Here is an 18,814-nt window from a genome sequence, read left to right on the forward strand (position 1 = left end):
AGAAGAAAGGCTTGGCGGGCTTTCTTCAGGGAGGTTGAAAAGATGTACGCGTTCGATCTGAAGCGACCCGGCACGATTGATGAGGCGGTGAAGGCGCTTGGGGCGGAAGAGGCCCAGGCGCTTGGCGGTGGACAGACCCTTATCCCGTCGCTCAAACAGAGGTTGGCGGCGCCCTCGGTTCTGGTGAGCCTGTCGGGGATCGCCGAGATGCAAGGTGTCTGCACCGATGATGACGGGCGCATCTGTATCGGTGGCGGCACCACCCATGCCGGTGTTGTCGAGGGGGCCGCGACCTATCCGGCGCTTGTGTCGCTGGCCGCGCGGATCGGCGATCCGGCTGTGCGTAACCGGGGCACCATCGGCGGGAGCCTTGCCAATAACGACCCCTCGGCCTGTTATCCTGCGGCGGTGCTGGCTTCGGGGGCGACCGTGGTCACCAATGCGCGCGAGATTGGCGCCGACGACTTTTTCGAGGGCATGTTCGCGACCGCGCTTGAGGAGGGTGAGATCATCACCGAAGTGCGTTTTCCGGTTCCTGAAGCGGCGGCCTATGAGAAGTTCGAGCAACCTGCCTCGCGCTTTCCTTTGGTCGGTGTTTTCGTGGCACGGCACGCGAATGGCGTGCGCGTTGCGGTGACCGGAGCGTCGGAAGAGGGAGTGTTCCGCTGGACCGAGGCGGAAGAGGCATTGGCGAATGATTTCTCGGCAGAGGCGCTGACCGGGATGAGCCCGCCTGCGGACACCATGATCAGCGATCTTCATGGGCAGGCGGCCTATCGCGCGCATCTTGTTGGCGTCCTGACGCGGCGGGGCGTGACGGCTGCGGGGTAAGGCGGCCCGATTTGCCGGACCGGGATCTTTGATCGTCTTGGAGCGGTCCAGATGACTTATGCGACGATTCTGATCCATGCCGCGCTGACGCTTGGGGCGATCATCGTTTTCAGCCGGATGCAAGGTCTGCGCACCTTTGCGAAGATGTCGGGCTTCGACTTTGCGATCACCGTCTCGTTCGGGTCGATCCTTGGGGCGTCGGTCATGTCGCCAGACACCCACGTCACGGTGCCGCTTGTGGCGCTGGCCGCGCTTTTCGCGCTTCAGATTAAAGCGTTTCGCCTTTGACCTGAGAGATCAGCGAAAGGCGAAACGCGTGCAACGCCTGAATTTCGCGCTGCGTTTCGCGAAAATCTGTGAGTCAGGTTTTTCGCGAAACGCTTTGGTCTTGCGCAGGCGCGTGTGCGGTTCGGTTTTGTTGATCGGATATTGGAGAACACGCCGCTTCTGGTGATGGAGGGGCGGGAGGTTCTGGATGACAACCTTGCCAAGGCGGATATGACCCGTCAGGATCTTTGGGCCAAACTGCGCGAGGCGAATATTTTTGACCTTGATGTCGTCCGCGCGGTGATCGTGGAACGCAGCGGGGAGGTGAGCGTCTTGTATGACGACGGGGTGCAGCGCACCATGTCGGACGAGCCGTTATCGGATGTCCGGCGCTGACCCGAAGGGCGCGCCGGATATAATGGGATCACCTTTCGTGGCGTCGGCAGGCGACGCTTGACGGACGGTGCTTAGCGGCTGGAAGGCGCGATGATCATGATCATCTGACGGCCTTCCATTTTGGGCATGTTTTCGACCTTGCCCACGCCGTCGATATCGCCCGCCACACGTTCAAGCAATTCGCGGCCAAGCTGCTGGTGCGCCATTTCGCGCCCGCGAAACCGCATGGTGATCTTGACCTTGTCGCCATTTTCCAGAAACTTCATGACGTTACGCATTTTAACGTCGTAATCATGGGTGTCGGTGTTGGGCCGGAACTTGACTTCCTTGACCTCGATCACCTTCTGTTTCTTGCGCGCTTCGGACTCGCGCTTTTGTTGTTCATACTTGTATTTGCCGTAATCCATAATCTTGCAGACAGGCGGATTGGCGTTGGGCGAAATCTCGACCAGATCAAGCCCGGCCTCTTCGGCCATTTCCATAGCGCGCTCAGGTGTCACGACACCCACATTCTCGCCATCGGCGCCGATAAGGCGGATTTCGTCGGCGCGGATGCGGTCATTGACTTTGGGGCCGGTGTCGCGCGTTGGGGGCGCGTTATGAGGTCTGCGGGCTATGGCTTTGTTCCTTCGATGATGGATCTTGTTCGAGGCCGCAACGTAGCCCCCCCTCCGAAGTGTTTCAAGCGCGAATATGGGTAGATATCAGGGTTTAGCGACCCCACGGTGCCAGCCCGGTAAGCCGAGTGTATGGATTTGAAAAAAGATGGTGAGAGAGGTCGGATATTGGCCGAATTGAGCCGAATCATGCGTGTTTTCCCCTTGCCGCTTGCGCCGGGTTGCTCCATTTGAAAGCATGAAAGCAAAGTTGGCTAAGCGCCGACAGGCACTGAAAAAGGGATAGTTTGATGAGAAATCTGCTCTGGATTGTTCTGGCTGCGATCGTCCTGATTGGCGGTTATCTCCTGATCACTGGCAAATCGCCGCAAGAAGTGATGGAAGAAACCGGCGTTACGGAAACGACGCTGGAAGATGAAATGAATGAGGCTTCGGACGCGGCTGAGGATGCGGTTGATGATGCCGTGACCGCCACGGAAGACGCAGCAGAGGCCGCAGGTGATGCGATCGACGATGCGATCACCGCGACGGACGACGCCATGGACGACGCAGCCGAGGCAACCGAAGAGGCCGCCGACGACGCGATGAACGCGACGGAAGAGGCGGCTGACGATGCCGCTTCGACAACGGACGAGGCGATGGACGACGCGGCAGCCACCACCGAGGATGCGGCTGAGGCAACCGACGAGGCGGCTGACGATGCGGCTGCTGCGACGGAAGAAGCCGCTGACGACGCCGATGCGGCAACGGACGAGGTCATGGACGACGCGGCGGCGACCACCGAGGACGCGGCTGAGGCAACCGACGACGCGGCTGACGATGCGGCTGCAGCGACGGAAGAAACCGCTGAAGACGCAGCTGCGGCAACGGACGCGGACATGGACGACGCGGCAGCCACCACCGAGGACGCGCCCGAGGCAACCGAAGAGGCGGCTGACGATGCGGCTGCTGCGACGGAAGAAGCCGCTGATGACGCAGATGCGGCAACGGACGAGGTCATGGACGACGCGGCGGCGACCACCGAGGATGCGACCGAGGCAACCGACGACGCAGCTGACGATGCGATGAACGCGACGGAAGAGACCGCTGACGATGCGGCTGCGGCGACAGACGATGCCACGGATGGCGCGGACACAACCGAGGATGCGGCCACTGCGACCGAGGAGGCAGCGGAAACGATCGACGGTGTGAAGGTTCCCGATGTGCTGACCGTTGACGGGTTCGATTACGACTCGGCCGTGCAGATGGTGGATGACTCAAACCTCAATGCCGGTATCAAGTTGGCGACGAAATCGGCGCTTGAGAAGGCACGTGATGATCCCGAGGTTCTGGAGCAGGTTCTGACCCAGCTTCGCAATCGTCTCGGCATGAGCGAATAAGCGGTCAGGTTTGACCCGTCGTTGAAAAGAAGAACCCGCGCAGCATGATCTGCGCGGGTTTTTTCGTATTTGGACGCGTTCGGACGGTCAGGACATCAGTCAAGAAATGCCTTTTCCACGACATAGGTTTGCGGGTCTGAATTAGCCCCTTCCTTGAGGCCGTAGCCTTCGAGAAGTTCCTTGAGTTCAAGATTGAAGGCGAGGTTGCCGCAGATCATCGCGCGGTCCGTCTCGGGGTTGATCGGATCGATGCCCAGATCCGAGAACAGTTCGCCCGAGCGCAGAAGATCAGTGATACGCCCCATCTTGGCCGAGGTTTCGCGAGTCGTGGTGGGGTAATAACGGATCTTGTCGGCAAAGCCTTCACCGATCAGCTCTTCGAGCATGTCATCATGGCGGATGCGGTTGATGATCTCGGCCCCATAGGCCAGTTCACCGGCCTCACGACAGGTGTGGGTTATCACAACCTCATCGTAGTCATGATAGGTTTGCGGATCGCGCAGGAGTGAGGCGAAGGGCGCAAAGCCGGTGCCGGTGGCGAAGAACCAGATGCGCCGCCCCGGGAGCAGCGCGTCGTGGACGAGCGTGCCAACGGGTTTGGGGCGCAGGATGATCTGATCACCCGCTTCGATATGCTGAAGCCGCGAGGTAAGTGGGCCGTCCTGCACTTTGATCGAATAGAACTCAAGCTCGTCATCCCATGAGGGGGAGGCGATGGAATAGGCGCGCAGAAGCGGCTTCTGCTTGCCGGTGTCGGGATGCGGCTCGCCCATGAGGCCGATCATCACGAACTCGCCCGAGCGGAAGCGAAGCGAGGCAGGTCGCGTGACACGAAAGGAAAAGAGCCGGTCCGTCCAGTGCGTGACTTCGGTCACTGTCTGGGCATCGGGCAGGGTGGGTGTCGCTTTGCTGGGGGCCGCGTTGGTCAAACTGGTCATCTCGTTCATTGGCAATATGCCGACGTCATACGCCGACACCTCCTGATACTCATTGATCTGCGTCAGGTGAAGGGGCGTTATCCGCGCAGGCGCGCCTGATAGTCGTGGTTGCGCCAGTCGGCCCGGAAGAGCCACTGATCTTCGGGTTGACGTATGGCCAGTTCATCGCTGATCTCGACCTCGTCGAAGCCCGCGCGCCGGGCCATTGCGTATTGATCGGCTATCACGTGGCCCCTTGCACGCAGACGCCCCTCATAGCCCATCAGCCGCAATTGCCGCGCGATGGTGAAACCGCGCCCGTCGGCAAAGCTGGGAAAGTCCACGCGGATCATGGTGACACCCGAGAGCTGGCCCGAAAGTTCAACCGGGTCGGTCGAGGAGGGCAAGTCGATGCCATGCCCGGGGCGCGCATCTTCGAGCGCGGTGATCGGGGTGGTCCAGTCGTCGGGGGCAAAACCCCGGTCGGTAACGAGAATGCTCATGCGTCTTCTCCTGATTTCACAAGTTTGCCATCCACGAGGTGAATGCCACATTCGGTTTTTTCACTTCCCGCCCAGCGGCCTGCGCGAGGGTCGTCATCGGGGTTATCGACCGGTCGCGTGCACGGCATGCAGCCGATCGACGGATAGCCACGCGCCACAAGAGGATGGCGCGGCAGGCGATTTTCTTCCATGTAAGTGCGCACGTCGCCACGGCTCCAATGGGCCAGCGGGTTGACCTTGATCCGGCCTGTGCCGTCCTCGGTTTCGAAGAAGTCGAGCGAGGCGCGCGATCCGCCGTGATAGCGTTTGCGCCCCGTGATCCAGCCATCGAACCCGTCAAGCGCACGGGCCAGTGGCCGCGTCTTGCGCAGGTCGCAGCAGGCATCCGTATCGTGACGGTGCAGCGTCTGTTCGGGGTCGGTGCGCGCGACATCCTGTCTGTCGGCGTGGATGATCCGCACATCGCACAGACCAAGCCGTTCGCTCACCTCCTGCTGATAGACGAGCGTTTCGGCAAAGAGCAGCTCGGTATCGAGAAAGATCACCGGCGTAGTGCGATCGATCACCGACACCATGTGCAGAAGAACCACCGACTCGGCCCCGAAGCTTGAGACCAGCGCAAGTTGCCCGGCGTGCGTATCGGTGAGGGCATGCCGTAACACGGCTGTTGCCGCATCAAGGCGATACCGGTCGTTCAGTCCCGCGACGCGGGTCTTGGCGTTATTCTGCGGCATGCACCTGTTCCTCGTCATAGAGCGCGGCCTTGAACGGCGCGATGCCCAGGCGGCGATAGGCCGCGAGAAAGGTTTCACCGGGGCCGTCGCGATGAGCGAGATAGGCCAACACGATCCTTTCGATGGCCGGAACAATCTCATCATAGGCAAAGCCGGGGCCGGTGCGCTCTCCCAAAGCTGCATCTTCGGTGCCGTCACCGCCAAGCGTGATCTGGTAGTTCTCGACCCCCGCGCGGTCGAGGCCGAGGATGCCGATATGGCCGACGTGGTGATGCCCGCAGGCATTGATGCAGCCTGAAATCTTGATCTTGAGCGGGCCCACCTCGTGTTCGAGCTTCAGTTCTTCGAAGCGGGTCGCGATCTCTTGGGCAACAGGGATCGAACGGGCGGTCGCCAGCGCGCAATAGTCCATTCCGGGACACGCGATGATATCGCTGATCAGCCCGATATTGGCGGTGGCCAGCCCGTGTTTCTTGAGAATGCCGTGAATGCCCGGCAGGTCGGATTTATGAACATGCGGCAGGATCACGTTCTGTTCGTGGCTGATGCGCAGTTCGTTATGGCCGTAGAATTCCGCCAGATCCGCCATCACGCGCATCTGATCTGCGGTGGCATCACCCGGTGTCGCGCCATGGGCCTTGAGGCTGATCTGAACGATGGCATAGCCGGGCGCGCGGTGGGTCCAGAGATTCGTGTCGGCCCATGCGCGGAAAATGGGATCGGTCTTATAGGCGGTGTCATAGATCGCCGTGCTCTCGCTTCGGAATGCGGGCGGCGCGAAGGCAGCTTTGATTGCGTCGAAAAGCGTGGTGTCGAGGCCGGAAAAGCTGGGTTTGATGCGGGCGAAATGAGCGTCCACGCGGCGTCGTATCTCGTCTATGCCATGTTCGTGAACAGTGATCTTGATCCGCGCTTTGAACTTGTTGTCGCGGCGGCCAAGCAGGTTCCAGACGCTGACCACGGATTCGACATAAGGCAGCAGGTCGTTCTGGCTGACGAAATCGTTCAGGACTTTGCCGATCATCGGCGTGCGCCCAAGCCCGCCGCCGACGAGGATGCGGTAGCCGATCTCACCGTCGCGTTCGACCACCTGAATGCCGATGTCATGCGCCTTGATCACAGCGCGGTCGTTGTCCGAGCCGGTGACGGCAATCTTGAACTTGCGTGGCAGGAACTGAAATTCCGGGTGGTCGGTGGACCACTGGCGTAGCAGCTCGGCCACGGGGCGCGGGTCGGCCACCTCGTCGGCGGCGGCGCCCGCGAAGTGATCGGCGGTGACATTGCGGATCGTGTTGCCCGAGGTCTGGATCGCGTGCAGGTTCACCTCGGCCAGTGCATCGAGCATGTCGGGCACGTCCGGCAGCTTGGGCCAGTTATACTGAATGTTCTGGCGCGTGGTGAAATGGCCATACCCCTTGTCCCATTTCTCGGCCAGTAGCGCGAGTTGACGCATTTGCGCGCTGTTGAGCGTACCATAGGGGATGGCGACCCTGAGCATATAGGCGTGCAGTTGCAGGTAGAGCCCGTTCATGAGGCGCAGGGGTTTGAATTCGTCCTCGGTCAGGTGGCCGGCGACGCGGCGTTCGACCTGCGCGCGGAACTGGCGGTTGCGTTCGGCCACGAAGGCGGCATCGAAATCGGTGTAGTCATACATTGGTCTTCTCCTCTCGGCACCACGGCAGATGCTCGGGCGCCACGCGGACGCGGCTCAGGTGCGGGGCGGGAAATGCTCTTGCTTGCCATGGGCGTAGTTGGACGGGCCGGTGCGGCGAAATTCCTCGCGGAAATGAGTCGGCTCGGGGCCGGTTTCACCGGGGGCCGCATTGGCGAGATAGACGCCCACAACGGTCTCGGACTGTCCTTCGGCCATGAGAAGGCGAACCTGCGCATGGGCTTCATCGGTCAAAAGCTCGGCCTCGGACAGGTGGCGCGACCAACGGTCGTCTTCGGTGAGATAGACCACATCGCCTTCGAGAAGCGCATTGGCGGTGATAACCTTTGGGGTGAATGCACGGGCCATGTCAGGCAAGCTCCTGCTGTCGGATCAGAGCGGCCTGCGCGGCACGGGGCGCCAGGCCAAGGAAAGTGAGGGCAGGGCCGGTGAGGCCCGCCTCGGCAAGGACGGACGGCAGCGCATCGAGCGTTGTCGACAGCACCCGCTGATCAGGGCGTGAGGCGTTTTCGATCACGGTAACCGGCGTTGCGCGGTCGGCCCCGTGCATAAGCAGGCGGCCCTGAATGAAGCGCGCGGACTTCTTGCCCATATAGATGGCCGCAACCTCGCCAGAGCGGGCAAGGGCGGCCCAGTCGTGATCGGCAAACCCTTTCATGTCGTGGCCCGTCAGGAAACGCAGGCTTGAATTGCGGCCCCGGCTTGTCAGGCTTTGGCCGATAGCTGCGACACTGGCCGAGGCGGCGGTGATGCCCGGCACGATATGAAAGGCGATACCCGCCTTGGTCACGGCCTCGATTTCTTCGTCGAGGCGACCGAAGACCGTGGGATCGCCCCCCTTGAGGCGCACCACCTGCGCCCCGGTTCGGGCGTGGGTGACGATCAGTTGGTTGATCTCGGGCTGGGTCATCGAAGGGCCGAACCCCTCCTTTCCCGCGTCGATGAGCGTGGCCTCGCGGCGGGCAAGTTCGAGTATCTCGGGCGTCACGAGTCGGTCATGGATCACCACGTCGGCCTCGTCGAGGGCGCGGCGCGCCTTGAGGGTCAGAAGCTCGGGATCGCCGGGACCGGCGCCGACAAAGGCGACATGGCCCTCGCGGGCGTCGCGGGCGGCGTGGCGGTCAAGGAGGTCGTCAAGCGCGGTTCTCGCGGCCTCTTCGCCTTCGCTGAGCGCGCGGGGACCATCCCGAAAATACCAGTCGGACCAGAAGTCACGGCGCGGGCGGCCCACGGGCAGGACATCGGCGGCCTTGCGAAAAGTTTTGCCGATTCGCGCGAGCAGGCCCAGATTTGTGGGCAGGCGCGACTCGAGTTCGGCCTTGATCGCGCGGGCAAGCACGGGGGCGGCGCCTTCGGTGCCGATGGCGACGGTGACCGGATCACGGTCGACGATGGCCGGTGTGATGAACTGGCTTGCCTCAAGATTGTCCACGACATTGATCAGCGCGCCGGCGGCACGGGCGAGTTTGGCGGTGCGGGCGTCGTCGACCTCGTCTTCCGAGGCGGCATAGACCAGCGCGGCCCCGGTGCAGTCTTCTTGAGTGATCGCGCGGCGCTGCACGCTGAGACGGCCGATCTGGGCCCAGGTGATGATCTCGGGGGCGGGATCGCACGCGAATACAGTGATCCGCGCTTCGGTCTTCATCAGCAGGCGCAGTTTGGCAAGCGCGGCATCACCACCGCCCGCAAGCACGATCCGGTCGCCCTCAAGCGAGAGGAAGATGGGAAAATGTTTCATGGCTTGGCGCCCCGTTTCGGTTGACTTGATCCTAAATATAGAAAATATTCCCGATATAACGCCATATGCCTTCGTTAATAAGGACATATGTTCCGGTTCGGCGCGCCCCGCGTGTCCGTGTTCTACGATTGAAGGAAAGACCGAATGTCCGTCCGTATCGACGATCTTGATCGAAAAATTCTTTTGCAGTTGCAGCGAGACGGGGGGCAATCTCTGGACGATATCGCCAAATCCGTTGGCAGTTCCAAGACGCCTGTGTGGAACCGGATTCGCAAGATGCGCGAAAGCGGGGTGATCCGTCAGCAGACCTATCTGCTGGATGCCGAGGCACTTGGGTTCGAGGCGTGTTTCTTTGTGCTGATCCGCACGTCCGAACATGACGCGGCTTGGCAAGGGGCCTTTCTCAAGGCGCTGCGCGACAGGCCCGAGGTGCAGGAGGCGCACCGGCTTGCGGGGGATATAGACTATATTCTGAAGGTGCGGGTGGCCAATGCGCGCGCCTATGACACATTCTATCAGGCGCTGATTTCCGAAGTGAAAGTGCACAATGTCACGGCACTTCTGTCGATGGAAGAAATCAAGTCCACGACGGAGTTGCCGCTTTAGATGTCATGCCGTGAGTATTTGAGGAAAGATGAACCCCATAACCTTCATCTTTCCAAAAATACTCAAAAAAACGGGGCGCCGATCATGCGCCCCGTTGCATCGTGCGAGTGACGTCGCTTCGTCAGCCATTGAGCGCCTTGTTGAGGTTCTCGTCCACCTTTTCAAGGAAGCCCATTGTGGTGAGCCAGCCCTGATCGGGACCGACGAGAAGCGCGAGATCCTTGGTCATGTGGCCGGATTCGACGGTATCCACGATGACCTTCTCGAGCGTTTCAGCAAAGTTGCGCAGCGGCTCGTTGCCGTCAAGCTTGGCGCGGTGCTTGAGCCCGCCGGTCCAAGCATAGATCGATGCGATGGAGTTGGTCGAGGTTTCTTCTCCGCGCTGATGCTGACGGTAGTGGCGTGTCACGGTGCCGTGTGCTGCCTCGGCCTCGACGATCTTGCCATCGGGTGTCATGAGTTGTGACGTCATGAGACCGAGCGAGCCGAAGCCTTGTGCCACGGTGTCGGACTGCACGTCGCCATCGTAGTTTTTGCAGGCCCAGACGAACCCGCCAGACCATTTCATCGCCGCGGCGACCATGTCGTCGATCAGGCGGTGTTCATAGGTGATGCCGGCCTCCTCGAACTTGTCCTTGAACTCTTCGTCATAGATCTTCTGGAAGAGGATCATGAACTGACCGTCGTAATTCTTGAGGATCGTGTTCTTGGTCGACAGATAGAGCGGCCACCCCATCTTGAGCGCGTAATTCATCGAAGCGCGCGCAAAGTCGATGATCGAGGCGTCGAGGTTGTACATGCCCATGTAGACACCCGAGGACGGGGCCTGAAACACTTCTTCTTCCATCACCGTGCCGTCTTCGCCCACGAACTTCATCGAGAGCGTGCCGGGGCCGGGGAATTTCATGTCGGTCGCCCGATATTGATCGCCGTAGGCGTGGCGGCCGATAACGATGGGCTTGGTCCAGCCCGGAACAAGCCGTGGCACGTTCTGACAGATGATCGGCGCGCGGAACACCACACCACCGAGGATGTTGCGGATCGTGCCATTGGGCGAGCGCCACATCTTCTTGAGGCCGAATTCCTCGACCCGGCCTTCATCAGGGGTGATCGTCGCGCATTTGACGCCGACACCGACTTCCTTGATCTTTTCGGCCGCATCGACGGTGATCTGATCTTCGGTGCGGTCGCGTTCTTCGATTCCGAGGTCGTAATAAAGCAGATCGACATCGAGATAGGGCAGGATGAGTTTTTTCTTGATGAAGTCCCAGATGATCCGGGTCATTTCATCGCCGTCGAGTTCGACGACGGGGTTTTCCACCTTAATCTTGGACATTGGGGCCATTTCCTTCGGGTATGGGTTGACGGAATCGCGGTCTCGGCCTGCGTTTTAGCGCATGGAGACGGTTCTGGAAAGACGGTATGCGACAGTATACCGATTATATGGCCCGGGCTTCGATCCTTCGCAGGCGCACCATGAGGACCGTTGCGAGGATCGCGTAGACGAAAACGCCGGTCGCCAGTGGCAGCGGAGTGCCGTCGAAGGCAAGGCCAACGGGCACCGCGAGCAGCACCGACAGCACTGTCGACGCGGCACCGATGACACTCGCGGCCATGCCTGCCACATGGCCCAGCGGTTCCATCGCAAGGGCGTTCACATTGCCTAGGGTGAGGCCAGCCTGAAAGAAGATGCCGACCTGCCAGATGACGAACACGTAAAACAGCGCCGGTTCGGGCACACCGGCGAGCCAGATCGTGATCATAGCCGCCGAAAGGCCGATCTGTGTGGTCAGCATCGCTGTCACCAGAAACCGCATCCCGAGGCGCATCACGAGGAATGCGTTGAGAAAGCTGGACGATCCGGCGAGGATGGCACAGACGCCGAACCACAGCGGGAAAGTTTCAGCGCGATCGAAGGTCAACTCATAGACCTGCTGGATCGAGGAGATGGTGGCGAAGAGCATGCCGTAGCACAGCGTCTGAACAAGGATGGAGGTGCGCACCGACGGGTAGGAAAAGACCTCGGCCACCGCAGAGGCCAGCGCCCGTGGGCGAAGCGGGCGCCGGCGCGCCCGTGGGAGAGGTTCGGGCAGGCGCAGCATGAGCCAGAGTGTCGATACGCCCGAGAAGAAAATGAATGCGGGAAAGATACTGCGCCAGCCCCCCACCGACATGATCGCATCCCCCAGAAGGGGTGCCAGCGCGGGCACCAGTGTGAAGACGATCATCACGAAAGACATCAGGCGCGCCATCTCGCGCCCCGAGAAGAGATCACGGATGATGGCGAGGGTGACGACCCGCGGCGCAGAGGTGCCGATGCCCTGAAAGAGCCGCGCGGCCAGCACCAGTTCGAGCGTGGGCGCCCCCCAGGCCAGCGCCGCGCTGACGATATAGAGCGCGGCCCCCGCGACCACCACGGGCTTGCGTCCGAACGTATCGGACAGCGGGCCGGTGACGAAGGTGCCTAGACCCATCCCAAGGATGAAAGCCGTGACGACAAGCTGTGCTTCGTTGATGTTGTCCGGCGACAGTTCCGTGCCGATGGCATGCAGCGCGGGCAGCATGGCGTCGATGGAAAAGGCGATGGTGGCGAACATCATCGCCATCATGGCAACGAGTTCCACGCGGGATGGCTGAGACGGGGAGGGGGACATGGACAACTCGGTACAAACGATCAGGTAACACGGACGGACGCTGCGCGCGATACGTCAGATCACGGGGCCTGTCCCGCCTGTTCCATGATGTCGTCGATGACCTTGAGCCAAAGCTCTTTGGGCTGACAGCCCGGAACCGCATGCCGCCCGGCCACGATGAAAAGGGGCACGCCCGAGACGCCCATCTCGCGGAATTGCCGGTCGCGGGCCTGCACGTCTTCGATGTCCGACGGACCTTCGAATAGGCGCGCAACCATTGCGGCATCCATGCCGCAATTGCCCGCGATTTCGCTGAGTGTTCCGCGATCGCCGATGTCTCGGCCTTCGCGGAAATAGGCCAAAAAGAGCGCATCGACAACGCGGTTCTGAAGACTTTCCGCCTCGGCCCAGTGGATCAGGCGATGGGCGTCGACGGTGTTTGGCGTTCGCCCGATGGCCGCAAAGTCGATGTCCAGCCCTGCCTCTTCGGCCCGCTCAACGACAGGTTTGTAGGCGGTGACCGCGCCGTCTTTGCCACCGAACTTCGCCTCGAGATATGTCCGCCGGTCCATGCCGCCCTCGGGCATGTCCGGGTTGAGCTGAAATGGATGCCAGACGATCTCGAACGGGTGATCGGGCCGATCGTGCAGCGCGGCGTCAAGTTCGGCCTTGCCGATATAGCACCACGGGCAAATGGGATCCGAGACGATATCAACACGTACCATTCAGAGCCTCATAAATCGGGGTGAGCGCGCGGCGCTGAAGCTTGCCGTTCGGATTTGTGGGCAACGTGTCTACGTGAAAGAAGCCACGCGGGCATTTGTATCCGGCCAGACGCCGAGTAGCTTCGGCCCTGAGCATATCCTCACTGAGCGGTTCGGGCCCGGTGTAGAACCCCATGATAAGGCGTGCGTCGCGCTTGACCTCGATATCGGTCACGGCGATCTGGGTGATGCCCGGAATGTCGGCAAGCGCCTCCTCGACCTCAAGCGGGGAGACGCGATAGCCGCCGGCATTCATCATGTCGTCGTCGCGCGCCAAATAGGTGATGGCGTCGTTTTCGCTCATCACGCCCTGATCGCCAGTGAGAAACCAATCGCCGCGCAATCGCGCGTTCATTTCTTCCTGCGCGCCGAGATACCCCAGCATCAGGCCCGGGTCATGGCGATGCACGGCGATGATACCGGGCGCGCCACGTGGCACCGGGCCGTCTTTGCCAAGGATCGCTACGCGACGGCCCGGTTGCGGCCATCCCAGCGTTTCGGGCGGTGCGGGATGCGCCGGGCAGGACGAGATGAAGGTCGAGCATTCGGACATGCCATAGGCTTCGAAAATGCCGGTGCCGGTGGCGGCGCGCCATTCGTCGGCGATGCGGGGTGAAAGCTTCTCACCAGCCGAGAGACCATGCCGCAGGCTGGGCAGTGCAAGCGCATCGTGTTGTGTGAGAATCTTCCTGTAAACCCCGGGTGCGGCGGCGAAAATCGTGGCATCGTGACGCTTGAGCAGAAGCGGCAGCTGCGCGATGGAAATGTCGCTTGCGGGGATGAGCGCGGTGGCACCAACGCTCCATGGATCCATCAGGCCGGTGCCCATCGTATAGGTCCAGTTAAAGGCCCCCGCGTGCAGCAGACGATCGTCGCTGCTCAGCCCGTACCAGCCGTCATGCATCATGCGCCGCGCCCAGATGGCGCGATGGGCGTGCACCACCGCACGCGGCAGACCAGCGGTGCCGGAGGTATACACGATGTAGGCCGGACGCTCGGGATCGCCCATCGCGTAGTCTGAGGGCGGCAGATCGCGCATCGCGGCAAGGGATTCGGGGCCGATCACGGGCAGGTCGGTATCGGGGCAGGCCACGTCGGGGGCGTGCAGGATGGCCCGCGGCTCAAGCCCGGGAAGAAGGGCCGAGACTTCGCGGGATGTGAGCTGTGGCGAGGTGGGCACGGGGATCAGGCCGCCGGCGATGCAGCCTAGATAGGCGATGGGAAAATCCACTGTGTTGCCCAGCCTGAGCAGCACTCGATCCCCGGGTGACAGCCCTTGTTCAGTCAGGCCGGTCGCCGTGCCGCGCACAGCCGCCTCGAGCCGGGCATAGCTCCAGCGTTCGGCGCGCGCCGGACCAAGCACCGCCAGCGCAATCTTGTCGGGCACGGTGGAGGCGTGAGCCAGCACATATGCGGCCATGTTGAACGGTGTGGGGCAGGGCGTCGGAGCGCCGGTATCGACGACAGAAATCATGATGGCATATGGGTATGTCGTGCCGCGCACAGTTGCAAGTGACGCGGCGCGTTCGTATACATTTTTGCCATGGAACATCCCAACCCCAAAAATCTGATACGGATCGCGCGGCGCAGCGGGAGCGACGAGTCCGGTGAACCGCTGAACCTTGGCGAACGCGTGCGCGAGCTTCGCAAGGCGCGCGACTGGACGCTTGAACAGGCCGCCAAGCAGGCCGGACTGGCCCGGTCGACACTGTCAAAGATTGAGAATGGTCAGATGTCGCCGACCTACGAGGCGCTCAAGAAGCTGGCTGTAGGTCTTGAGATCAGCGTGCCACAGCTTTTCACGCCGCCACAGAAGGATCAGATCAACGGTCGTATGAACGTGACAAAAGCCGGAAGCGGGACCGAATACCTGACCACGACATACGAGCATATGCTTTTGTCGGACACGCTGACCAAGAAGAAGATGCTGCCATATCACGCGCGCATCCGCGCCCGCAGCATGGACGAATTCGATGGTTGGGTGCGTCATGATGGCGAGGAATTCATGTATGTGTTGACCGGGGTCGTGCGGCTTTTCACCGAATTCTATGAGCCGGTCGAGATGCGGCGGGGCGACAGCGCCTATTACGACGCGACGATGGGCCATAACGTGATTTCGGTGAGCGAGGATGACGCGACCATCCTGTGGGTGACGTCGCTGACCTGATGAGGGTGGTGGGGCGGATGGCCCATCTTGCGCTGCGGGGAAGGTTTCGAACGAGGCCTATTTAGCCATTGGCTTTGAGCACCTTTTTCATCTTCATGGGATCACCAGCTGGTTCCGAAACATACCCGTTGGCAAGATAGAAGCGTCGGGCCGTGCGGGTGCTTTCAAGAGTGGCCAAGGTAGTTCCGCGCGCGGAGCTCTCGGCTTCAAGAGCTGAGAGAAGCGCTTTGCTGACCCCTTTGAAGCGTGTTTCAGGGGCCACGTAGTTCAGAAGGATCTCACCGTCGGAACGAGCCATGCCGACCCCGCATAGGATAGTGTATTCCTCAGCAACAAAGACCGATGCATCTGGATGGTTCACCCAGAGACACCAGTTCTCTTCGGTCTTGTTTTCGAGCCAAGAGGCAATCTCCGCAGGGTCATCTTGATGATCCTCGCGACAGAGCTCGGAGATAGATCGGCGAAGCACGTCAACTGCAATCGGAGCATCGCGTTCGAGTCCTGAGCGTATTAACAAAGTCATTTGTTTCGCTACGTGTGATATTTGCCGTAAACACCTGACATTGCCGAAGGACACAATGTCAACTGTGTTCGTCAATCGGCCACCCCCACCGTCCAACGACCAACAGGTCAACAACGGTCTATTCTTCGTACCACCAGACTTCGGGCAGAAACGCCACCCCGTCGCCGTAGATCGGGATGCGGTCCTCGGGGAATTTCAGTTCCTTGTGATGGGCGATGCGGCCCACCGCGTATTGATGGACCGGAATCACATAGCGCCCAGATGTCAGCACACGGTCGAGCGCGCGGGTGGCGTTCACGAAAGCATCGCGGGTGCGGGCGGTCAGCATCGCCTTGATCATCGTTTCGGCGGCGGGCGAATTCATACCCATGAGATTACGGCTGCCGGGGGCATCTGCGCCTTCGGAGCCCCAGTAGAAATATTGCTCATTCCCCGGGCTGAGCGACAGCGCGCGCCGGATGAAAGTGAGGTCGAAATCATAATTATCCTCGCGCGCGGCGTATTGTGCCTTGTCGATGCTTTCGACGGTCAGTTTGATGCCCAGCCGTTCAAGCGCGCGGGCGTAGATTTCCATCATCGAGGTGGCCTGCTGTACCAGCGCGTCCTGCTTGAGCAGCACACTGAGTTCGAGCGGGCGGCCTTCGGCATTGCGGCGGATGCCGTCCTGCACCGTCCATCCGGCCGCGTCCAGAAGCTTGGCGGCGCGCCGGATATTGCTGCGATTGCGCTTGGTGCCGTCGCTCACGGGCAGGCTGTACCCGTCGAGGGCGCCGGGCAGGAGCGTGTCACGGTAGGGTTCAAGAAGTGCGGCAACGGCGTCGGGCGCGGGCCCGTCGCGCATGCCCAGAACCGAGCCCGAGAAATACGAGGTGATCCGCGGCTGCCGTCCACCGGTCAGGGTTTCGTTGATGAATTCGAAATTGAAGGCGAGGATCAGCGCCTCGCGCACCCGCCAGTCATCCAGCGGCGGGTTGCGCATATTCATGACAAACCCCGTGATGCCTGACGGTTTTTGGTGGGGGATTTCGGATTTCACGATGTCGCCGCGCTGTACGGCGGGGAAGTCATACTGGCGCTCCCATTGTTCGGCATTGAATTCCCGCACGTAAGAGATCGCGCCGGCCTTGAACGCTTCTTTCATGATCGCATCGTCGCCATAGAATTCGATGCGGATCTCATCGAAATTGTTCGTGCCGCGGCGGATGGGAAGGTCGCGCCCCCAGTAATCGGGATTGCGGGTAAGCACGACATGGCGGTCAACCTCGTAATCGGTGACCATATAGGGGGCGCTACCGATCGGAATGTCCTCGATCCGGCTTTCGGTGAAATCGCGCCCCTCCCATTGGGATTTCTTGACGATTGGCCGCAGCCCCGCCAGCAGCGCGAGATCGCGCTCGGGGGTGTTGAACGTCAGTCGAACGCGGCGCGGGCCTGTGGCCTCGATCTTCTTGACCTTGTTCCAGAGGCCGCGATAGCGCAGATGCCCCTTGCCGCCGATGGTCTGAAATGACCAGATCACGTCCTCGACGGTGACCGGACTTCCGTCCGAGAATCGCGCTTCGGGGCGGAGGGTGAATTCGACCCAAGAGCGGTCATCGGGCACCTCGACCGATTCGGCCAGAAGGCCATAGATCGTGAACGGTTCGTCCTGGGATCGCAGCATCAACGACTCGTAAGCCATGTAGCGCAACTGCCATGGCGGGGTGCCACGAATGATGAACGGATTGAGCGAATCGAACCCGCCGACATTGCCGGTCACGACCTTTCCGCCCTTGGGCGCCTCGGGGTTCACGTAAGGCAGGGACACAAAATCAGGTGGAAGCGCCGGAGAGCCATACATAGCTATGCCATGCGCGGGGTCCGACTGCGCGGCGAGGGGGGTGATTCCGCAAGCCAGAAAGGTTAAGACATGCGCCAGCCGGCGGAAAAAATCCGATGCCATTTCGTGAACAATCCTTGCCTGCCCTTGTTTGTCTGAGCCTGAGCGTAGAGACGGTTTCACGTATTTTCAAACTTTTAGCTTGGATCGTGGCGCAAGATTGCTTATAAAGGGGTCACTGCTCGATAGGTTTCTTGCCTGTATGAAACCTGCCTCAATAACTTAACGTCGGCCTTGTGCCGACGTTTTTTTTGATCCGATCCGCGGTGAGCTCCCCGTGCAATTCGCATAGGCGGCATATATGCTGCAAGAGCATCAACCGCGGAGAGATCATATGAGCGTCACTGGAAAAACCGCCATCGTCACCGGCTCGAATTCCGGGATCGGCCTTGGGATCGCCAACGAGCTGGCCAAGGCCGGTGCGAAGGTGGTTCTGAATTCCTTTACCGACCGTGAGGAGGATCACGCGCTGGCCAAGCAGATGAGCCATGAGCACGGGGTCGAGGTGCGCTATATTCAGGCGGATATGTCGAGCCCTGACGCATGCCGGGCCCTGATCGAAACGGCGGGGGTCTGCGATATACTGGTGAACAACGCGGGTATTCAGCATGTGGCCCCCATTCAGGATTTCCCGCAAGACAAGTGGGACGCGATTATCGCGATCAACATGTCATCGGCCTTCCACACCACCGCCGCGGCTTTGCCGATGATGCGTGCGGCCGGGTGGGGCCGGGTGATCAATATCGCCAGCGCGCATGGCCTGACGGCGAGCCCCTACAAGAGCGCCTATGTCGCCGCCAAGCACGGGATTGTGGGCCTGACAAAGGTGACCGCGCTGGAGACCGCGCAAGAGCCGATCACAGCCAATGCGATCTGTCCCGGTTACGTGCTGACACCGCTGGTCGAGGCGCAGATCCCCGACACGATGAAGGAATACGACATGTCCCGCGAGGACGTGATCAAGAACGTCATGCTCAAGCGGCAGCCGTCGAAGGATTTCGCAACGGTCGAGCAACTTGGCGGCACGGCGCTTTACCTGTGTTCGGATGCCGCCGCGCAGGTGACAGGGACGACGATCAGCGTCGATGGTGGCTGGACTGCGTTGTGATCATGAGCGCGGACCGCGCGGCATGGGTTCTGTCTGGGACGAGGGGCCAGCCCATCGCGCTCCCCGGGATATTTTCAGCA

Annotated in this window: 20 protein-coding genes; 7 read left to right on the forward strand and 13 right to left on the reverse strand. The window is 61.0% G+C overall.

The window, feature by feature from the left end:
- The first annotated feature begins 42 nt into the window (after window positions 1–42).
- The 3 genes from V8359_RS03975 to V8359_RS03985 all read left to right on the forward strand — a co-directional run bounded on the left by V8359_RS03975 (window position 43) and on the right by V8359_RS03985 (window position 1,494).
- Window positions 43–831, forward strand: coding sequence for an FAD binding domain-containing protein (locus V8359_RS03975; protein WP_336427411.1), 789 nt, complete (start codon window positions 43–45; stop codon window positions 829–831).
- 51 nt (window positions 832–882) lie between these two features.
- Entirely contained in the window at window positions 883–1,119 is a 237-nt protein-coding gene (locus V8359_RS03980) for a hypothetical protein (protein WP_336427412.1), read from the forward strand.
- A 114-nt stretch (window positions 1,120–1,233) separates the two neighbouring features.
- Entirely contained in the window at window positions 1,234–1,494 is a 261-nt protein-coding gene (locus V8359_RS03985; RefSeq protein WP_336427413.1) for a YetF domain-containing protein, read from the forward strand.
- A gap of 71 nt (window positions 1,495–1,565) precedes the next feature.
- Here the strand turns inward: V8359_RS03985 and infC are convergent, their stop codons facing one another.
- On the reverse strand, window positions 1,566–2,189 hold the full coding sequence (gene infC / locus V8359_RS03990) for a translation initiation factor IF-3 (protein WP_442970324.1): 624 nt from the start codon (window positions 2,187–2,189) through the stop codon (window positions 1,566–1,568).
- Between the two features lie 212 nt (window positions 2,190–2,401).
- Between infC and V8359_RS03995 the strand changes: the two genes are divergently transcribed.
- Window positions 2,402–3,490 (forward strand): hypothetical protein, encoded by a 1,089-nt coding sequence (locus V8359_RS03995; RefSeq protein WP_336427414.1) that lies wholly within the window; start codon window positions 2,402–2,404, stop codon window positions 3,488–3,490.
- A 95-nt stretch (window positions 3,491–3,585) separates the two neighbouring features.
- Here the strand turns inward: V8359_RS03995 and V8359_RS04000 are convergent, their stop codons facing one another.
- The 6 genes from V8359_RS04000 to cysG form a co-directional block, all read right to left on the reverse strand.
- On the reverse strand, window positions 3,586–4,437 hold the full coding sequence (locus tag V8359_RS04000; RefSeq protein WP_336427415.1) for a ferredoxin--NADP reductase: 852 nt from the start codon (window positions 4,435–4,437) through the stop codon (window positions 3,586–3,588).
- Between the two features lie 68 nt (window positions 4,438–4,505).
- The gene (locus V8359_RS04005; protein ID WP_336427416.1) at window positions 4,506–4,910 is read right to left on the reverse strand and encodes a DUF934 domain-containing protein; all 405 of its coding nucleotides are present in this window, start codon (window positions 4,908–4,910) and stop codon (window positions 4,506–4,508) included.
- The gene (locus tag V8359_RS04010) at window positions 4,907–5,644 is read right to left on the reverse strand and encodes a phosphoadenylyl-sulfate reductase (RefSeq protein WP_336427417.1); all 738 of its coding nucleotides are present in this window, start codon (window positions 5,642–5,644) and stop codon (window positions 4,907–4,909) included. Before V8359_RS04010 ends, V8359_RS04005 begins: the two co-directional genes overlap by 4 nt.
- The gene (locus V8359_RS04015; RefSeq protein WP_336427418.1) at window positions 5,631–7,298 is read right to left on the reverse strand and encodes a nitrite/sulfite reductase; all 1,668 of its coding nucleotides are present in this window, start codon (window positions 7,296–7,298) and stop codon (window positions 5,631–5,633) included. The genes V8359_RS04010 and V8359_RS04015 overlap by 14 nt, the downstream gene beginning before the upstream one ends.
- Window positions 7,299–7,352: 54 nt before the next feature.
- The gene (locus V8359_RS04020; RefSeq protein ID WP_336427419.1) at window positions 7,353–7,664 is read right to left on the reverse strand and encodes a DUF2849 domain-containing protein; all 312 of its coding nucleotides are present in this window, start codon (window positions 7,662–7,664) and stop codon (window positions 7,353–7,355) included.
- A 1-nt stretch (window position 7,665) separates the two neighbouring features.
- Window positions 7,666–9,054: a siroheme synthase CysG gene (gene cysG / locus V8359_RS04025; protein WP_336427420.1), complete on the reverse strand. Its 1,389-nt coding sequence runs from the start codon at window positions 9,052–9,054 to the stop codon at window positions 7,666–7,668.
- A gap of 144 nt (window positions 9,055–9,198) precedes the next feature.
- Between cysG and V8359_RS04030 the strand changes: the two genes are divergently transcribed.
- Window positions 9,199–9,660, forward strand: a complete 462-nt coding sequence (locus V8359_RS04030; RefSeq protein WP_336427422.1) for an Lrp/AsnC family transcriptional regulator — start codon at window positions 9,199–9,201, stop codon at window positions 9,658–9,660.
- A 121-nt stretch (window positions 9,661–9,781) separates the two neighbouring features.
- Here V8359_RS04030 and V8359_RS04035 read toward each other — a convergent pair whose 3' ends face one another.
- The 4 genes from V8359_RS04035 to V8359_RS04050 all read right to left on the reverse strand — a co-directional run bounded on the left by V8359_RS04035 (window position 9,782) and on the right by V8359_RS04050 (window position 14,531).
- Window positions 9,782–10,996: an NADP-dependent isocitrate dehydrogenase gene (locus tag V8359_RS04035; RefSeq protein WP_336427423.1), complete on the reverse strand. Its 1,215-nt coding sequence runs from the start codon at window positions 10,994–10,996 to the stop codon at window positions 9,782–9,784.
- A 103-nt stretch (window positions 10,997–11,099) separates the two neighbouring features.
- Window positions 11,100–12,269 (reverse strand): MFS transporter, encoded by a 1,170-nt coding sequence (locus V8359_RS04040; RefSeq protein WP_336427424.1) that lies wholly within the window; start codon window positions 12,267–12,269, stop codon window positions 11,100–11,102.
- Between the two features lie 104 nt (window positions 12,270–12,373).
- Window positions 12,374–13,018 carry a DsbA family oxidoreductase gene (locus V8359_RS04045; protein WP_336427425.1) on the reverse strand — a complete coding sequence of 215 codons (645 nt, stop codon included), beginning with the start codon at window positions 13,016–13,018 and terminating at the stop codon, window positions 12,374–12,376.
- On the reverse strand, window positions 13,005–14,531 hold the full coding sequence (locus V8359_RS04050) for a class I adenylate-forming enzyme family protein (RefSeq protein WP_336427924.1): 1,527 nt from the start codon (window positions 14,529–14,531) through the stop codon (window positions 13,005–13,007). Before V8359_RS04050 ends, V8359_RS04045 begins: the two co-directional genes overlap by 14 nt.
- 69 nt (window positions 14,532–14,600) lie before the next feature.
- Here V8359_RS04050 and V8359_RS04055 point away from each other — a divergent pair, with 69 nt between their 5' ends.
- The gene (locus V8359_RS04055) at window positions 14,601–15,224 is read left to right on the forward strand and encodes a helix-turn-helix domain-containing protein (protein WP_336427426.1); all 624 of its coding nucleotides are present in this window, start codon (window positions 14,601–14,603) and stop codon (window positions 15,222–15,224) included.
- Window positions 15,225–15,285: 61 nt separating this feature from the next.
- Here V8359_RS04055 and V8359_RS04060 read toward each other — a convergent pair whose 3' ends face one another.
- Together V8359_RS04060 and V8359_RS04065 are read right to left on the reverse strand one after the other, a co-directional pair.
- Window positions 15,286–15,747 (reverse strand): GNAT family N-acetyltransferase, encoded by a 462-nt coding sequence (locus V8359_RS04060; protein ID WP_336427427.1) that lies wholly within the window; start codon window positions 15,745–15,747, stop codon window positions 15,286–15,288.
- A 118-nt stretch (window positions 15,748–15,865) separates the two neighbouring features.
- Window positions 15,866–17,689 (reverse strand): extracellular solute-binding protein, encoded by a 1,824-nt coding sequence (locus tag V8359_RS04065; RefSeq protein WP_442970309.1) that lies wholly within the window; start codon window positions 17,687–17,689, stop codon window positions 15,866–15,868.
- 271 nt (window positions 17,690–17,960) lie between these two features.
- On the opposite strand from V8359_RS04065, the gene V8359_RS04070 reads away from it, so the two are divergent.
- Entirely contained in the window at window positions 17,961–18,734 is a 774-nt protein-coding gene (locus V8359_RS04070) for a 3-hydroxybutyrate dehydrogenase (protein ID WP_336427428.1), read from the forward strand.
- Window positions 18,735–18,814: the final 80 nt, after the last annotated feature.

The sequence above is a fragment of the Roseovarius sp. E0-M6 genome (assembly GCF_037083845.1).
In the GTDB taxonomy this organism is placed as follows: Bacteria; Pseudomonadota; Alphaproteobacteria; order Rhodobacterales; family Rhodobacteraceae; genus Roseovarius.

Excerpts from the sequence above, each read along its gene's own strand:
- V8359_RS04030 (WP_336427422.1), top strand. The coding sequence starts at position 9,199 with ATGTCCGTCCGTATCGACGATCTTGATCGAAAAATTCTTTTGCAGTTG.
- V8359_RS04045 (WP_336427425.1), bottom strand. The coding sequence starts at position 13,018 with ATGGTACGTGTTGATATCGTCTCGGATCCCATTTGCCCGTGGTGCTAT.
- V8359_RS04010 (WP_336427417.1), bottom strand. The coding sequence starts at position 5,644 with ATGCCGCAGAATAACGCCAAGACCCGCGTCGCGGGACTGAACGACCGG.
- V8359_RS03975 (WP_336427411.1), top strand. The coding sequence starts at position 43 with ATGTACGCGTTCGATCTGAAGCGACCCGGCACGATTGATGAGGCGGTG.
- V8359_RS04060 (WP_336427427.1), bottom strand. The coding sequence starts at position 15,747 with ATGACTTTGTTAATACGCTCAGGACTCGAACGCGATGCTCCGATTGCA.
- V8359_RS03980 (WP_336427412.1), top strand. The coding sequence starts at position 883 with ATGACTTATGCGACGATTCTGATCCATGCCGCGCTGACGCTTGGGGCG.
- V8359_RS04000 (WP_336427415.1), bottom strand. The coding sequence starts at position 4,437 with ATGAACGAGATGACCAGTTTGACCAACGCGGCCCCCAGCAAAGCGACA.
- V8359_RS04050 (WP_336427924.1), bottom strand. The coding sequence starts at position 14,531 with ATGATTTCTGTCGTCGATACCGGCGCTCCGACGCCCTGCCCCACACCG.
- V8359_RS04055 (WP_336427426.1), top strand. The coding sequence starts at position 14,601 with ATGGAACATCCCAACCCCAAAAATCTGATACGGATCGCGCGGCGCAGC.
- V8359_RS04035 (WP_336427423.1), bottom strand. The coding sequence starts at position 10,996 with ATGTCCAAGATTAAGGTGGAAAACCCCGTCGTCGAACTCGACGGCGAT.
- V8359_RS04015 (WP_336427418.1), bottom strand. The coding sequence starts at position 7,298 with ATGTATGACTACACCGATTTCGATGCCGCCTTCGTGGCCGAACGCAAC.
- V8359_RS04070 (WP_336427428.1), top strand. The coding sequence starts at position 17,961 with ATGAGCGTCACTGGAAAAACCGCCATCGTCACCGGCTCGAATTCCGGG.
- V8359_RS04005 (WP_336427416.1), bottom strand. The coding sequence starts at position 4,910 with ATGAGCATTCTCGTTACCGACCGGGGTTTTGCCCCCGACGACTGGACC.
- V8359_RS04040 (WP_336427424.1), bottom strand. The coding sequence starts at position 12,269 with ATGATGGCGATGATGTTCGCCACCATCGCCTTTTCCATCGACGCCATG.
- V8359_RS04020 (WP_336427419.1), bottom strand. The coding sequence starts at position 7,664 with ATGGCCCGTGCATTCACCCCAAAGGTTATCACCGCCAATGCGCTTCTC.
- cysG (WP_336427420.1), bottom strand. The coding sequence starts at position 9,054 with ATGAAACATTTTCCCATCTTCCTCTCGCTTGAGGGCGACCGGATCGTG.
- V8359_RS04065 (WP_442970309.1), bottom strand. The coding sequence starts at position 17,689 with ATGGCATCGGATTTTTTCCGCCGGCTGGCGCATGTCTTAACCTTTCTG.
- V8359_RS03995 (WP_336427414.1), top strand. The coding sequence starts at position 2,402 with ATGAGAAATCTGCTCTGGATTGTTCTGGCTGCGATCGTCCTGATTGGC.